The following is a 15,274-nucleotide window of genomic DNA, read 5'->3' on the forward strand; positions in this document are numbered from 1 at the left end:
CGCAAATATCGCCGATTTTCGCCGAATCGCTTGAGCGGGCCGTTCAGCTCGGACGCTTCAGCCGCCGCCCGAGGATAAAAGTCTCCGACGATTTGTCGCGAGAGGCCTTGGGCTTGCGCGGCGCCACCACTTTGAACTGGTGCTTGAATTTCTCGACGATCTGACTGTATCCGCTGCCATGAAAACATTTGACCAGCAGCGCACCCTCCGGTTTCAGGTGGTTCTGCGCAAACTCCAGCGCCAGATCGCAGAGATGTTCCATGCGCGCGGCATCCGCACTCGCTACTCCCGACAGGTTGGGGGCCATGTCGGAAATTACAAGGTCTACTTGCCGCTCGCCAACGATTTCATCGAGTTGTGCAATGACGGTGTCTTCGCGGAAATCACCCTGAATGAACGTGACGTCCGCAATCGGGTCCATCGGCAGAATATCGAGCGCGATGATCGTGCCGTCGATGCCGCCTTCGCGCTCGGCGTCGCGCCTGGTGCCCTGCGCGAGCTTGTTGCGCGCGTACTGGCTCCAGCTGCCGGGCGTCGAGCCGAGATCGACGATCACCTGCCCCGGCTTGATGAGCTTGTCCTGCTCGTCGATCTCCTTCAGCTTGTATGCGGCGCGCGCGCGGTAGCCCTCGCGCTGCGCCATCTTCACGTAGGGATCGTTGATGTGGTCGTGCAACCACGATTGATTAAAACGGTTCTTTGCCATTCAAACTGAGCTCATGTGACGCGCCCGATCGTGACGAGCGGCGCGCCCGGTGCGGATTTTGCTGCCTCGGGCGAGGCTTTTAGCGGATAATACGCGTCTTGTCGGCCGGACCGGTCCTCGGGCGCTTGCGCGCGCCGAAACCCGGCATCCGGCCTGTTCTGTTTCTGATGGGCGGTGGCGCGATCGACGCGCCACGCGTCGCAGCGTGTTCGAACCGCTTCGCGAGCGTGCCCGGTGTCCTGATGCCGCCCACATTTTAGTCGAGTCCCGAATTCCTCATGCCAGCTATTGAACTCTCCCCCGCCGAACGCGCCGATCTGCGCTCCCAGGCCCATGCGCTCAAGCCCGTCGTGCTCGTCGGCGCGGAGGGTCTGACCGATGCCGTGCTCAAAGAGATCAACGTGCACCTCGAAGCGCACCAGCTCATCAAGGTCCGCGTGTTCGGCGACGAACGCGAGACGCGCGTCGGAATCTATGACGAAATCTGCGATCGCCTGAACGCGGCGCCCATTCAGCATATCGGCAAACTGCTGGTGATCTGGAGGCCCGAAGGCGCCGCGCCGAAAAGCCGCGCCACCCGCACGCGCAGCACGATGCCGCCGAGCGCTGGCGAAGTCGCCGACGACCGCTCGGCGAAGGGACGCGCGCCGCGCGTCGTCAAGGCAGTGAAAATCACGCGCGACGGTCCTGCCTTCAAGAAACCGAAAAAGCAGACGCTGAAAGTGCTGGGTAATGAACGCGTGACCGCCGGCGGCAACGTGAAGCGCGCGAAGAAGCGTCAGACCGGTTCGAAGCGCCAGCATCAGGCCGCGAAATGATCGAACGGCGCGTGCGTTTCCGATGAAACCCACGCGCCGTCCTGAACGCACCGCGATTCAGCTTCGCGCCCGTTTTGCCGCCACCTTGGCCGATTTGCCCTTCGGCACGATCTTCACCGGGGCCGCGCCCGGCAAACGCCAAACCAGCGCAATGCCAAACAGGCATTCGATCAGATAGATCGCGCTCGACATGCCGTGCAGAATGCCGAACTCCTTCGCATACGGCGAGCTTGCGAGATCGGTACCCGCTTCTTGCGCCGCCATGCGCAGCGAGTTCATGAAAGGCTGCAGAGCGAAATAGCCGATCAGCACGCATACGAGCATCGCCGCGACGATCCACCGCACGCGCTTGTAATCGACGATGCCGCTTTTCACGAAGCGATTGCTGATCACGATCAGCACGAGCGCGCTGATCACGCCGATGATCGCCTCGATCCGGAAGAGTTGCGCCGCCACCGAGCCCGCCGACGTACGGTCGAGCAACGAAAAGAGCACCGGCGCGGCAATGAGGCCGAGGGTCAGCAAACTGCCGACCCAGACCATGCTGATGGTGCGAAAGAGCTTGTGCTCCATCAGACGTAGCGAACCGCGATGATTTCGTATTCGCGCGCGCCGCTCGGCGCCTGCACCGACGCCACGTCGCCTTCCGACTTCGCGATGAGCGCGCGCGCGATCGGCGAGCTCACCGAAATGAGGCCGTGATCGATATTCGCTTCGTCATCGCCGACGATCTGATACGTGACCGTATTGCCCGACTCCAGGTCTTCCAGTTCGACCGTCGCGCCGAACACCACGCGGCCTTCGGCCTCGACCTGCGTCGGGTCGATCACCTGCGCGGCGGCGAGCTTCGACTCGATATCCGCGATGCGGCCCTCGATGAATCCCTGCTTTTCCTTCGCGGCGTCGTATTCCGCGTTTTCAGACAAGTCGCCTTGCGCGCGCGCCTCCGCGATCGCATTGATGACCGCCGGACGTTCCACGGCCTTCAGGCGTTGCAATTCGTCGCGCAGCAACTCCGCGCCGCGCTTCGTCAAAGGAATCGTGCTCATAGACCACTCACAAACAATTTCGTCAAAAAAATTACCGCGGTTAAGCGCATCTCCCGATCAAAGGAGACGCCGCTTAACCGCGGCTCGTGATACTTAGACTGGTAATCGAAGCCTTAGTTTAGGCGAGCATGCAAGCCTTGTAAATCATAGACTTCCAAATCGCGCAGATAACGCAGGCCTTCGACCGCCGCGCGCGCGCCGGACATGGTCGTGTAGTACGTGACCTTGTTGGCTTGCGCGCTCATGCGGATCGAGCGCGAATCGGCGATCGCCGCGCGCGTTTCGTCGACGGTGGTGAAGACCAGCGCGATCTCGCCGTTCTTGATCATGTCGACGATGTGCGGGCGGCCGTCCTTCACCTTGTTCACGACCTTCACCGGCACGCCGGCCGCGGCGATGGCCGCCGCCGTGCCCTTGGTCGCGACGATCGGGTAGCCGAGTTCGTGCAGCATCTGCGCGACTTCGACGGCCTTCGGCTTGTCGGCATCCATCACGGTCAGGAGCACCGTGCCCGATTCCGGCAGGCGCGAGCCCGCGGCGAGTTGCGACTTGAAGAGCGCTTCGCCGAAGGTGCGGCCCACGCCCATCACTTCACCTGTCGAGCGCATTTCCGGTCCGAGCACCGGATCGACGGCCGGGAACTTGACGAACGGAAACACCGCTTCCTTCACGCTGAAGTACGGCGGAATCACTTCCTTCGTGACGCCCTGCTGCACGAGCTTCTGACCGACCATCGCGCGCGCGGCGATCTTCGCGAGCGGCAGGCCCGTCGCCTTCGACACGTACGGCACCGTGCGCGATGCGCGCGGATTCACTTCCAGCACGTAGATGACATCCTTCTTCGAGCCGTCGTCCTGCGGAACCTGCTGGATCGCGAACTGCACGTTCATCAGGCCGATCACGTTCAGCGCCTTCGCCATTGCGGCGGTTTGTCGCTTCAATTCGTCGACGGTATCCTGCGACAGCGAGTACGGCGGCAGCGAGCAGGCCGAATCGCCCGAGTGCACGCCCGCCTGCTCGATGTGCTCCATCACGCCGCCGATGAACACGTCGTCGCCATCGGAGATGCAGTCGACGTCGCATTCGATCGCGTCGTTCAGGAAGCGGTCGAGCAGCACCGGCGAATCGTTCGACACCTTCACGGCCTCGCGCATGTAGCGCTCGAGGTCGCGCGGCTCGTGGACGATTTCCATTGCGCGGCCGCCCAGCACGTACGACGGACGCACGACCAGCGGATAGCCGATTTCGTCCGCGAGCTTCAGCGCTTCGTCTTCCGCGCGCGCGGTGCGATTCGGCGGCTGGCGCAGGTCGAGATCCTTGAGCAGCTTCTGGAAGCGCTCGCGGTCTTCGGCGGCGTCGATCATGTCCGGCGACGTGCCGATGATCGGCACGCCGTTCGCTTCGAGATCGAGCGCGAGTTTGAGCGGCGTCTGGCCGCCGTACTGCACGATCACGCCGACCGGCTTTTCCAGATCGACGATTTCGAGCACGTCTTCGAGCGTCAGCGATTCGAAGTACAGACGATCGGACGTGTCGTAGTCGGTCGACACGGTTTCCGGGTTGCAGTTGACCATGATGGTTTCATAGCCGTCCTCGCGCATTGCGAGCGCGGCATGCACGCAGCAATAGTCGAACTCGATGCCCTGCCCGATCCGGTTCGGGCCACCGCCCAGCACCATGATCTTCTTCTTGTCGGTCGGATTCGCTTCGCACTCTTCCTCGTAGGTCGAGTACATGTAGGCGGTTTTGGTCGCGAACTCGGCCGCGCACGTGTCGACGCGCTTGTAGACCGGGCGGACCTTCAATTCGTGACGGCGGCGGCGCACTTCGTCCTGCTTCGAACCCGTGAGCTTCGCCAGGCGGCGATCCGAGAAACCGCTCTTCTTCAGATACAGCAGTTCGTCGCGCGTCAGGCTTTGCAGCGTGCGGCCTTCGAGCGCCTTCTCCTTCAGGATGATCTGTTCGATCTGCGCGAGGAACCACGGATCGATCGACGTCTCTTCGAAGATCTCTTCCATCGTGAGACCGAGACGGAATGCATCGCCGAGATACCAGATGCGGTCCGGACCCGGCTCGCCGATTTCGCGAATGACTTCGTCGCGGCTCGCGGTCTTTTCATCGAGACCGTCGACGCCCACTTCCAGACCGCGCAGCGCCTTCTGGAACGACTCCTGGAACGTGCGGCCCATCGCCATCACTTCGCCGACGGACTTCATCTGCGTCGTCAGGCGCGAATCGGCTTCGCGGAATTTCTCGAACGCGAAGCGCGGCACCTTCGTGACGACATAGTCGATCGTCGGCTCAAACGATGCCGGCGTCTGGCCGCCCGTGATTTCGTTCTTGAGCTCGTCGAGCGTGTAGCCGCATGCGAGCTTCGCGGCGACCTTCGCGATCGGGAAGCCCGTCGCCTTCGACGCCAGCGCAGAAGAACGCGAGACACGCGGATTCATCTCGATGACGACCATGCGGCCGTCGTTCGGATTGATCGCGAACTGCACGTTCGAGCCGCCCGTATCCACGCCGATCTCGCGCAGCACCGCGAGCGACGCGTTACGCAGCACCTGATATTCCTTGTCGGTGAGCGTCTGCGCGGGCGCGACCGTGATGGAATCGCCGGTGTGCACGCCCATCGGGTCGAGATTTTCGATCGAGCAGACGATGATGCAGTTGTCCTTTTTATCGCGGACCACTTCCATCTCGTACTCTTTCCAGCCGAGCAGCGATTCTTCGATCAGCAGTTCGCGCGTCGGCGAGAGATCGAGACCGCGACGGCAGATTTCCTCGAACTCTTCCTTGTTGTACGCGATGCCGCCGCCCGAACCGCCGAGCGTGAACGACGGACGAATCACGGTCGGATAGCCGCCGCTGCCGGTGGCTTCGGCGATCTGCGCCTGAACCGTGAGCGCTTCTTCCATCGAATGCGCGATGCCCGACTTGGCCGAACCGAGGCCGATCTTCGTCATCGCGTCCTTGAACTTCTGGCGGTCTTCAGCCTTGTCGATCGCTTCCGGCGACGCGCCGATCAGCTCGACCTTGTACTTCTCCAGCACGCCGTGATGGAACAGGTCGAGCGCGCAATTGAGCGCGGTCTGTCCGCCCATGGTCGGCAGGATCGCGTCCGGGCGTTCCTTCGCGATGATGCGCTCGACCACTTCCCACGAGATCGGCTCGATGTAGGTGACGTCGGCCGTGTTCGGGTCGGTCATGATCGTCGCCGGATTGCTGTTGACGAGGATGACCTTGTAGCCTTCCTCACGCAACGCTTTACAGGCCTGCGCGCCCGAATAATCGAACTCGCACGCCTGGCCGATGATGATCGGGCCCGCGCCGATAATGAGGATGCTCTTGATGTCTGTGCGCTTCGGCATAACTGCTCTCGATGAATATTGTGCGGTGATCTGTTCTGTGGCTTTAAGCGGCGACCTTCGCCGACTCCATCAGCCTGATGAAGCGGTCGAACAGATACGCGATGTCGTGCGGGCCGGGCGACGCTTCCGGGTGGCCCTGGAAACAGAACGCGGGCTTGTCCGTGAGCGCGAAGCCTTGCAGCGTGCCGTCGAAGAGCGAGACGTGCGTGACCTTGGCGTTGCCGGGCAGCGTGGCGGCATCGACCGCGAAGCCGTGGTTCTGCGAGGTGATCACCACGCGGCCGTCTTCCATGTCCTTCACCGGATGGTTCGCGCCATGGTGGCCGGTTTTCATCTTCATCGTCTTCGCGCCGACGGCGAGACCCATGATCTGATGGCCGAGGCAGATGCCGAAGGTCGGAATGCCGCGCTCGATGAATTCGCGTGTCGCGCGAATCGCGTAGTCGCACGGTTCCGGGTCGCCCGGGCCGTTCGACAGGAAGATGCCGTCCGGGTTGAGCGCGAGCGCGTCAGCGGCGCTGGCTTGCGCGGGCAGCACGGTGACGTGGCAACCGCGCTCGGCGAGCATGCGCAGGATGTTGAACTTGACGCCGTAATCGAACGCGACGACGCGAAACTTCGGCGCTTCCTGCTTGCCGTAGCCGCTGCCGAGGCGCCATTCGGTCTGCGTCCATTCGTAGCTCTTTTCCGTCGATACGACTTTCGCGAGGTCCATGCCCGCGAGACCCGGGAACGAGCGCGCGAGGCCGAGCGCCTTCGCTTCGTCGTCGCTGCCGCCGAGAATGCAGCCGTTCTGCGCGCCCTTCTCGCGCAGGATGCGCGTGAGCTTGCGCGTGTCGATGCCCGCGATCGCGACGACGCCCTGCGCCTTCAGATAATCGGCAAGCGACTGCTCGGAACGGAAGTTGGAGGCGAGAACCGGCAGGTCGCGGATGATGAGACCGGCGGCATGGACTTTGGTGGCTTCGACGTCTTCGGCGTTCACGCCGTAGTTGCCGATGTGCGGATAGGTCAGCGTGACGATCTGGCGGGCGTAGCTCGGATCCGTCAGGATTTCCTGATAACCGGTGATGGCGGTGTTGAACACCACTTCGCCGATCGTCGAACCGGATGCGCCGATCGATTGACCACGAAAGACCGTGCCGTCGGCAAGTGCGAGTAGTGCGGGGGAAAATGACGGCAACACGGGAAGCTCCTTGGGGAACACCCTGTTACCGACCTGTCTGTCCGAAATTCAGGCTTGGCTTCCCGTCGTTCGACGAACGAGGGTTTCCTTGGCAACGAAAGCGGCGGCTCGCGGGGCGCGCATCGCGGCTCGAACCGGCACGCTCGTGCGTGGCAACGGAGGATTCAAGCAGGCGATCGGCGGCATGCGGCGCGCATTTCGTGCGCAGCGAACGACGGTGTATGGGAGGTAGGCGCTAGGGTGCGGGTTGATATGCTCAAACCTTCGAATTATAGCGTGAAAACGCCACATTCGCCAGATTTGGGAACTGTCCGCTTGCAGTCATCCAACTGATTGCGCCCTATCCGATCACGGCGCCGCGCGTTCCACGTCGCGGTCGATCTTGTGCAGCACGCGGCTCGGGAACACGTACCAGACCGCGCTCGCGACCTGCAGCGCGATCAGCACGATCCACACCGTCAGATGCGCCGACACGGGATAGCGACCGCCCTCGGAAGGCCACAGCGACAGCATCGCGCCGACGCCTACCTGAAAGCCGAAGATCAGCAGGAAGATCACGAGCGTGAGCGTGGTATGCGCGCGTCCGATCATCTGCGACGGAAAGTACTCCGCCGCGACCGCGTAGCTCAAAATGCCCGTGCCGCCGAAAATGCCGTATGCCGTAATCAGCGCGGACGGCGGCAACGGTACGCGCAGCACCATCAACAGTTGCGTCGCGACGAACAGCACCATGCCGGTTCCGCAAAACGCATACACCGACACGCCGCGCCGCTCCATCCCGCGCGCCGCCGCGCCGAAGCCGACGCAGCCGAACATCATCGCAAAGCCGAGAACCGACACGAGCGCCGCGGCATGCGCGGGCGCGAGATTCATCACATCGAGCAAATAGGGGCGAATCCAGAGCGACTGCATCGCGTAGAAGACGCCCTGCGTGACGACGGAAAACGACGCGATCTTCCAGAACACGCCGCTCTTGAGGATGAGCCACGTGCCCTTGAACTGCGTGACGACGTCCGCCCGATGATGTGGATCGGTTTCCGCCTTGCGCGGCGCGAACAGGGCGATCGCGGCAGCGACGACGAGCGTGAATACGCCGAGCCACACACACACCTGCCGCCAGGTCGCCACGTGCAGCAGAGACGCGAGTGGCGATCCCACCGCGACGCCGCCCAGCCCGCCCACCGCCATCGTCAAACCGTTGACGAGCGGAAGGCGCGCGAGCGCGAAATGCTGCGCCGACGCCTTGAACGCCGCGCTCAGACACACCGACACGCCGACGCCGATCAGCAGCCGGCCGACCATCAGTCCCGCGAGTCCGTGCGACGCGCCGAACACCCAGATGCCCGCCGCCGCGAAAATCAGCATGCTGGCGGTCACGCGTCGCGGGCCAAAGTGATCGAGCAACACGCCGACGGGAATCTGCGCCAGCGCAAAACCGATGAAGTACAGCGAGGTCAGCAGACCGAGATCCGCCGCCGACATACCGAGATCGTGCGTAATGAGCGGCGCGAAGCCGAGATTGACGCCCCGGAACACGTACGAGACGAAATAACCGGCTGCGAAGAGGAAAAAAACGCGGAGGCGAACGGAGGACGACATGCGGAGCGGGGCGATTCTTCGATTCTTCTGGAACGCCAGTTTAGCGGACGCACCAAAAAACACGCCGTCACCTTGGTGACGGCGTGGATTTGTGTCTCGAGCGAGAGACCCGCGCTTACTTCTTCTTGGCGGTTTTCGTGGCGGCCGCCGGTTTCGCGACCTTGGCCGTGGCGGCAGGCTTCGCCGTGCGCGACGCGGTCGAGGCCGACACTTTCGTCACCTTTTCCGATGCGTGAGCGCTCGCCTTGCCGCCGCGTGCGGGCTTCGCCTCCGGTACGCGCGTGCCGATCTTCGACACGCCACCCGACGAGCGGCTGGACGCGGCCACCGTCTCCACGCGCACCGGTCCCGGTTCGGCCGGCACCGGGCGGCCGTAAGGCACGTGCAGCACGACCACCTGCCCCGGCATGAACATGTCGCCGCGCGTGCGGTTCCACGAGCGCACTTGCGCCGCCGACAGGTTGTAGCGGTCCGCCAGCGTCGTGACGGCCTGCTTGCGGCGCACGCGAATCACGAGCCTGCGCGTGTCGGGCACGTCGCGTTCGATGGCGAGCATCGCGTTTTCGGCGACGTCGGCGCTGATGTCTTCGTCGTCGTCATCCGTGCGCGGCACGACGATCGTCGAACCGGGCTTCAGACGCATGCCCGCCGGAATGCGGTTGACCGACATCAGCGTGTCCGCGTCGACGCCGATTTTTTCGGCGATCGCCGCCGGGCGCGAACGCTCGGTCACGGTGTACGTGGTCCACGAAGACAGCGCGCCCGTGTACGACGACAGGTTGCGCTGGAACGAAGCCGCGTTGTCGAACGGCAGCAGAATCTGCGGATTGGTCGCGCCGAGAATCACCGGCTTCGCGAACGACGGATTCAGCGAACGGAATTCCTCCACGCTCATGCCGGCGAGCTTCGCGGCCATCGTCACGTCGATGTCGCGCGCGGTCGTGACGGTCACGAAATACGGGTGATTCGGGATGTCCGGCAGCGCGAGCCCGTACATCTGCGGGTTGCTGACGATGTTCTTGACCGCCTGCAGCTTGGGCACGTAGTTACGTGTCTCGTTGGGCATGCGCAGGTTTTCGTAGTCGGTGGGCAAGCCCGCCGCCTCGTTGCGCGCGATGGCCCGCTGCACGTTGCCCTCGCCCCAGTTGTACGCGGCGAGCGCGAGATGCCAGTCGCCGAACATGTCGTGCAGGCGCGAAAGATAGTCGAGCGCGGCGCTCGTCGACGCAAGCACGTCGCGACGCTCGTCCTGCCACATGTTCTGCCTGAGCTTGTAGTCGCGGCCAGTGCCGGGCATGAACTGCCACATGCCGGCGGCTTTCGCCACCGAGAGCGCCTGCGGACTGTAGGCCGACTCGATGAAAGGCAGAAGCGCCAGTTCGGTCGGCATGTGACGCTGCTCCAGTTCCTCGACGATGTGATACAGGTACTTTTGCGAACGCGTGGTCATGCGCTCGACATAGTCGGGGCGCTGGGCGTACCAGTTCACCTGCATGTCGACGAGGTCGCTTTGCAGGTCGGGAATCTGGAAGCCGCCACGAATGCGGTTCCAGAGATCGGACGAGCCCGCGAGCGAAGTCACCGGCGTCTTGTCGACGTCGATGGTTTCCTTGGCTGCGGCGGTGCGGCGAATCGTGTCGGCGACTTGTTGCTGCTGTTGCTGCGAAGCGGTGGAAGTGGCTGAGGCCGAAAGGGGATCTGACGCTGTAGGTCCCTGGCTCGCACAAGCGGCGAGCATCAGGACGGACAGCGCGCTAAGGGTTAGTCGCATGGAACGTCTCTGCTTCCACAAAATAATGCTTGGAAATTTGCAGCCGATAGTACGGAACGGCACTTAAGACGTCAATAAGAATGCGCGCAAAACCCCTGCAAAATCCTGTATCTAACAGCGATTCCAACGTTTCGGATGAAGTTGGCCTTAATAGTTCTCGGTTAGCGGAACTTATCCTTCCAGCCGCGCATCATTCGAAACGCTTCCAGTCGGTCCGAAACCGGCGTGCCAAACTGTGACGAAAGTGTCGCCTGAATCGCGGGAATGTCCGAGCGCAGAAACGGATTCACCGCTTTTTCGTGGCCGATGGTGGTCGGCAAAGTCGGCTTGCCCGCGGCGCGCAGCGCCTGCGCATCGTCGCTCCAGCGAAGCAACGCGGCGTTGTCCGGTTCGCACGCGCGCGCGAACCTGATGTTCGAGAGCGTGTACTCGTGCGCGCAATGCACCTGCGTGGTTTCGGGCAGCGCGGCGAGCGAATCGAGCGAGCTGAGCATCTGCTGCGGCGTGCCTTCGAAGAGACGGCCACAGCCGCTTGCGAACAGCGTGTCGCCGCAAAAAAGATGCGGCGTGCCGCTCTGGTCGCCTGCCTGGAAATACGCGATGTGACCCGCCGTATGGCCGGGCACGTCGATCACGCTGAGTTCGAGCGCCGGATGCGCAATGCGCACCGTGTCGCCGCCCGTGACACGCTGGGTCAGATGCTCGATACGCTCGCCCGCCGGGCCGTAGACGGGAATGCCGCCCTCTGCCGTTCGGCTATCGAGGAGCGCTTTCACGCCGCCGACATGGTCCTGATGGTGGTGCGTGAGTAAAATAGCGGTCAGTCGCCAACCGCGGCTCGCGAGATACGCCTCGACGGGCGCGGCGTCGCCGGGGTCGACCACGACCGCATCGCGCGAGTCCGACACGAGCCAGATGTAGTTGTCCTCGAACGCCGGAACCGGCACGTATTCGAGTGCATTCTGAGCAGGCAAATTCTTGGCAAGCGAATTCATGGCGATCTTCTATGCGGCTATTCGAACATGTCTGACCGACCGATTATAGACTGGCCCACCTGGACGAGCTCGGCGCCCGGACGCTACGTGCTCGACTGGGAGCAGGCGCAGCTCGATCACGTGGTGTCCGACATCTTCGGCTATCACGCGCTGCAGCTCGGCATGCCGCAGCTCGACGCGCTGCGCGAAAATCGCATGACCGGCCGTGCGCTCGTGCTCGACGCCGAAAGCGCATCGAGCGCGCCCTACACGCCGCCGCGCGCCACCATGCCCGGCGTGAGCGCGCTGCCCGCCGCGAGCGCACCCGATGGCCGCAGCACCGTCTGGTGCGACTTGCTCGACCTGCCCTTCGAAGCGCAGAGCGTCGATCTGCTCGTGCTGCCTCACACGCTGGAATTCTCGCCCGATCCGCACCGGCTGCTGCGCGAAGCCGAGCGCGTGCTGGTGCCCGAAGGCCAGTTGATCATCCTCGGCTTCAATTCGCTGAGCCTGTGGGGCGCGCGGCAATCGCTCGGCAAGGTGGCGGGACGGCCGTTCGTGCCGGCGGCGCACGAGATGATCGCGTTCACGCGTATCAAGGACTGGATCAAGCTGCTCGGATTCGATCTTGAACGCGGGCGCTTCGGCTGTTATCGTCCGCCGCTCGTCACCGACAAATGGCTGCAACGCTATCAGTTCATGGAAGCCGCCGGCGACCGCTGGTGGCCCATCTTCGGCGCGGCGTACATGATCACGGCGGTGAAGCGCGTGCGCGGCATGCGTCTCATCGGTCCGCGCAAGCTGAAGAAAACCGCGCTCGCGGCCGGCCTCGCGCCGGTCGCCGCTCCGCACACGCGCAACGAGACTCGCAACGAGCATTGATGACTCAAGAATCCGCATCGAACAAGATAATCGACATCTACACGGACGGCGCCTGCAAAGGCAATCCCGGCCCTGGCGGCTGGGGCGCCCTGCTCCGTTTCGGCTCGCTGGAAAAGGAACTGTTCGGCGGCGAGCCCGCGACCACCAACAACCGCATGGAGCTGATGGCCGTGATCTCCGCGCTCGAGGCGCTGAAACGCCCGTGCCACGCGATCATCCACACCGATTCGCAGTATGTGCAGAAAGGCATCAGCGAATGGATCCACGGCTGGAAGAAAAAAAACTGGATGACGGCCGCGAAGACGCCGGTCAAGAACGCCGATCTCTGGAAGCGGCTCGACGCGCTCGTCGCGCAGCATGAGATCGAATGGCGCTGGGTCAAGGGCCACGCCGGTCATCCCGAGAACGAACGCGCCGATGCGCTCGCCAATCGCGGCGTGACCTCGCTCGCGGACAGCTAATCAACTTACACGCCATCTATGCGCCAACTGATACTGGACACCGAAACCACCGGCCTGAACGCGAGAACGGGCGACCGGATCATCGAAATCGGCTGCGTCGAGCTGGTGAATCGCCGGCTGACCGGCAATAACCTGCACCTCTACGTGAACCCCGGGCGCGACAGCGATCCCGGCGCGCTCGCGGTGCACGGCCTGACCACCGAATTCCTGAGCGACAAACCGAAGTTCGCGGAGATCGCCGCGCAACTGCGCGATTTCATCGCCGGCGCGGAGTTGATCATCCATAACGCGCCCTTCGACGTCGGCTTTCTCGACATGGAATTTGCGCAACTCGGGCTGCCGAAGCTGTCCGAGACATGCGGCGGCGTGATCGACTCGCTCGCGCAGGCCAAGCAGATGTTCCCCGGCAAGCGCAATTCGCTCGACGCGCTATGCGACCGCTTCGGCATCAGCAACGCGCATCGCACGCTGCACGGCGCACTGCTCGACTCGGAACTACTCGCGGAAGTCTATCTGGCGATGACGCGCGGCCAGGAAAGCCTTGTCATCGACATGCTCGGCGACCAGCAGGCATCGGGCTCGATTTCGACGTCACGCGTCGCGTTCGATGATCTCGATCTGCCGGTGCTCGCAGCAAGCGCGGAAGAGCTCGCAGCGCATGAGGCCGTGCTGTCCGGCCTCGACAAGGCGGTCAAGGGCACGAGCGTATGGCGCACGGAACCTGCCCCGGCAGAAGGCGACGCCGTTCCCGCGTAGTTTTTTTCGATTTTGCTTTAACAAGCCCTTTACGAAACGCGAAACGCCTGACATAATCTTGCTACTTCGGGTGGTTAGCTCAGCGGTAGAGCACTGCCTTCACACGGCAGGGGTCACTGGTTCGATCCCAGTACTACCCACCAGGATTCTGGTGTTGGTAAAGACAAGCACCGAAGAACAAAAGGCCCAGGTTTCACGACCTGGGCCTTTTTCATTTTCAGCGTCGCCACGCGCTCACCGCGCATCTAAGACGCCCAAACGCCCCGCGCCATGCCGCTCGCGGCGATCACCATCACCATCACGAGTCCTGCTTCCAGATCGCTCATCCACGCGAAGCGCCGTGCGCGCGTGAGATCGATCGGCCCGCCCTGCGCAAGCGCGATGCGCCAGCGGATCAGGGCCAGCATCGGCGAGACTTCGATCAGCAGAATCACAACCAGCGCCGTCATCTTCAAATGGAAAAGCGGCTCGTGCAGATAGTACGCGCCGCCCTTCTCGAAGCCGCCGAACGCGCGCGTCACGCCGGTCACGATCAGCACGATCGCGGTGATGCCCCACACGCTGTCCAAGCGAAATACGTCACGCAGGCGCAGTTCGTTGGCCTGAATGGATTGCGCGGCATCGATGCGCCGCAGCGCGCGGGCGCGCGCGAGCACCGAACCGAGCGCGAAACCGAAAGCAAGCAGATGAAGCGCGGCCAGCAACCAGCGTATCAGCATCCTTTCCTCCCGGAAGAGATCGGAACGACGTGCGGCAATTCAGGCTAACGATGTCCGGCGAATGCGGGTGATTCAGACCTGCCGCAGCGTGGCATCGAGCGCCCGCGCGGCGTTGCGATCGCCTTCGCTCGCGAGCGGCGCGCGGAACACGGTGGTGCGATTGTGCCCGGCCGCGGCGGGCGAGTCCCACAGCAATTCGACTTTCGGCCGACGCGCGAACACGCCGCGCCGGACTTCTCCGCTTGCGCGGATCGACGGACCGGCGGGCTCGGTGGCCGGCGCGAGAATCGTCGTGGAAGGCGAAACCTCCGGCGACGGGGCCGGCCATTTCAGCGACAACTCGCGCGCATCGTACTGGCCGAGCTTACGGCTTTCCGCCCAGACCACGGCCGTGCGCGTGACGGGATCGAGCGAAATCGCATAGCGGCCGATCGCGAAACGGCGCGCCGCGATGTTGGTGCGCCAGAGCGCGCGCGGCCGGCAGATCCACATGATCACGGCATACAGCGCCGGGCCGACGACGAGCCAGCCGTTGGTCTCGGCGAGCGCCTGCGTGAAGCGCCGCCAGCCGGCGCTCCAGACGAACGCACCGACGGAGAACATCGCAAAACCGAAGGTCAGGAGCGCGAGCAGGCGCAGCGCCTGCCGCAGCCATTGCGGCAGCGGATGCAGCGGCCGCTCCATGCGCGCCTTCGCGCCCGGCAGCACGACGAGCAGAAAGATCAGGACGAGGTTCAGACAGGCCCACGGCGACGACGTCATCCCGCGCAGCGAGGACAGATAGCCCATCTGCGACATCGAGAACGCCCACCGCGCCGCAAGCACCAGCCCGATCGCCCGCAGGGCGAACACGGTGCCGGCGCCCGGTGCCGGGCTCGCGCTGATTTGCTTGGGTCTTGCCAAAGGAAAAACTCCTGTCCACGAACGATGCATGCCGCTTCGCGCACTGCGAAGCCCGGTCATTATAGGGAGATTACGGATGTCG

At 63.5% G+C, this 15,274-nt stretch carries 14 protein-coding genes and 1 tRNA gene; 5 read left to right on the plus strand and 10 right to left on the minus strand.

The features are described from left to right. Positions 1–43 precede the first annotated feature (43 nt). Complete coding sequence (locus AWB80_RS33960) at positions 44–706, minus strand: RlmE family RNA methyltransferase (RefSeq protein ID WP_061179056.1); 663 nt, start codon at positions 704–706, stop codon at positions 44–46. Positions 707–984: 278 nt separating this feature from the next. On the opposite strand from AWB80_RS33960, the gene AWB80_RS33965 reads away from it, so the two are divergent. Continuing rightward, complete coding sequence (locus AWB80_RS33965) at positions 985–1,524, plus strand: YhbY family RNA-binding protein (protein WP_061179057.1); 540 nt, start codon at positions 985–987, stop codon at positions 1,522–1,524. 57 nt (positions 1,525–1,581) lie between these two features. Here the strand turns inward: AWB80_RS33965 and AWB80_RS33970 are convergent, their stop codons facing one another. From AWB80_RS33970 to gloB, 7 genes are all read right to left on the minus strand, one after another. Continuing rightward, the gene (locus tag AWB80_RS33970) at positions 1,582–2,097 is read right to left on the minus strand and encodes a DUF4149 domain-containing protein (protein ID WP_061179058.1); all 516 of its coding nucleotides are present in this window, start codon (positions 2,095–2,097) and stop codon (positions 1,582–1,584) included. Next, positions 2,097–2,573, minus strand: a complete 477-nt coding sequence (greA, locus tag AWB80_RS33975; protein WP_061179059.1) for a transcription elongation factor GreA — start codon at positions 2,571–2,573, stop codon at positions 2,097–2,099. Before greA ends, AWB80_RS33970 begins: the two co-directional genes overlap by 1 nt. 113 nt (positions 2,574–2,686) lie before the next feature. Then, positions 2,687–5,941 carry a carbamoyl-phosphate synthase large subunit gene (gene carB, locus AWB80_RS33980; protein WP_061179060.1) on the minus strand — a complete coding sequence of 1,085 codons (3,255 nt, stop codon included), beginning with the start codon at positions 5,939–5,941 and terminating at the stop codon, positions 2,687–2,689. A 43-nt stretch (positions 5,942–5,984) separates the two neighbouring features. Continuing rightward, entirely contained in the window at positions 5,985–7,127 is a 1,143-nt protein-coding gene (carA, locus tag AWB80_RS33985; protein WP_061179083.1) for a glutamine-hydrolyzing carbamoyl-phosphate synthase small subunit, read from the minus strand. A 348-nt stretch (positions 7,128–7,475) separates the two neighbouring features. Beyond that, complete coding sequence (locus AWB80_RS33990) at positions 7,476–8,726, minus strand: MFS transporter (protein WP_061179061.1); 1,251 nt, start codon at positions 8,724–8,726, stop codon at positions 7,476–7,478. A gap of 115 nt (positions 8,727–8,841) precedes the next feature. Then, positions 8,842–10,497, minus strand: coding sequence for a transglycosylase SLT domain-containing protein (locus tag AWB80_RS33995; protein ID WP_061179062.1), 1,656 nt, complete (start codon positions 10,495–10,497; stop codon positions 8,842–8,844). A gap of 161 nt (positions 10,498–10,658) precedes the next feature. Then, entirely contained in the window at positions 10,659–11,492 is an 834-nt protein-coding gene (gloB, locus tag AWB80_RS34000) for a hydroxyacylglutathione hydrolase (RefSeq protein WP_061179063.1), read from the minus strand. 27 nt (positions 11,493–11,519) lie between these two features. Here gloB and AWB80_RS34005 point away from each other — a divergent pair, with 27 nt between their 5' ends. The 4 genes from AWB80_RS34005 (at position 11,520) to AWB80_RS34020 (ending at position 13,713) form a co-directional block, all read left to right on the plus strand. After that, a complete protein-coding gene (locus AWB80_RS34005; RefSeq protein WP_061179064.1) occupies positions 11,520–12,353 on the plus strand; it encodes a class I SAM-dependent methyltransferase in 834 nt (277 codons plus the stop codon). Further along, positions 12,353–12,814: a ribonuclease HI gene (gene rnhA / locus AWB80_RS34010; RefSeq protein WP_061179065.1), complete on the plus strand. Its 462-nt coding sequence runs from the start codon at positions 12,353–12,355 to the stop codon at positions 12,812–12,814. Before AWB80_RS34005 ends, rnhA begins: the two co-directional genes overlap by 1 nt. 18 nt (positions 12,815–12,832) lie before the next feature. Then, the gene (gene dnaQ / locus AWB80_RS34015) at positions 12,833–13,570 is read left to right on the plus strand and encodes a DNA polymerase III subunit epsilon (RefSeq protein WP_061179066.1); all 738 of its coding nucleotides are present in this window, start codon (positions 12,833–12,835) and stop codon (positions 13,568–13,570) included. A 68-nt stretch (positions 13,571–13,638) separates the two neighbouring features. Then, positions 13,639–13,713 (plus strand) — tRNA-Val (locus AWB80_RS34020). A 102-nt stretch (positions 13,714–13,815) separates the two neighbouring features. Here AWB80_RS34020 and AWB80_RS34025 read toward each other — a convergent pair. Both AWB80_RS34025 and AWB80_RS34030 read right to left on the minus strand, forming a co-directional pair. Further along, entirely contained in the window at positions 13,816–14,289 is a 474-nt protein-coding gene (locus AWB80_RS34025) for a DUF2214 family protein (protein WP_061179067.1), read from the minus strand. 72 nt (positions 14,290–14,361) lie between these two features. Continuing rightward, complete coding sequence (locus AWB80_RS34030; protein ID WP_061179068.1) at positions 14,362–15,192, minus strand: hypothetical protein; 831 nt, start codon at positions 15,190–15,192, stop codon at positions 14,362–14,364. Positions 15,193–15,274 lie beyond the last annotated feature (82 nt).

The sequence above is a fragment of the Caballeronia pedi genome, assembly GCF_001544915.2.
Taxonomy (GTDB): domain Bacteria; phylum Pseudomonadota; class Gammaproteobacteria; order Burkholderiales; family Burkholderiaceae; genus Caballeronia; species Caballeronia pedi.